General features: G+C 49.4%; 1 protein-coding gene. It reads left to right on the top strand.

Annotated features, from left to right (window positions below; translation table 11 throughout):
• Nucleotides 1–40: 40 nt before the first annotated feature.
• Nucleotides 41–255: hypothetical protein (locus R0J92_RS24650; protein ID WP_411053621.1), on the top strand; the 215-nt coding region annotated here is incomplete at its 3' end.

Raw genomic sequence — 255 nt, 5'->3', positions numbered from 1 at the left:
CCGGACGCGTTACAAAGAGGAAGAGGAGGAGAGCGCATTTGTGTCCATGACGGACATGACTGTCGGCTTCCTCTTTATCATCATCCTTTTGCTGGCTTACTTCGCCCAGCAATATAGCGAAAAGGACACCGTACCCAGGCCTATACATGAGGAGGTCATTAAAGAAAGGAATGTCGCGCAACAGGAGATAGTCCGACTGCAGGCAATCATCGCTGTTCATGAGAAGACGATCGCTAACCTCAAGGAGGAGATTAA

Origin of the sequence: Tritonibacter sp. SIMBA_163 (assembly GCF_046535935.1) — a bacterium.
Classification (GTDB): Bacteria; Pseudomonadota; Alphaproteobacteria; order Rhodobacterales; family Rhodobacteraceae; genus Epibacterium; species Epibacterium scottomollicae.
The sequence above is the reverse complement of the archived record's forward strand: the minus strand, read 5'-3'. Positions and strand labels throughout refer to the sequence as shown.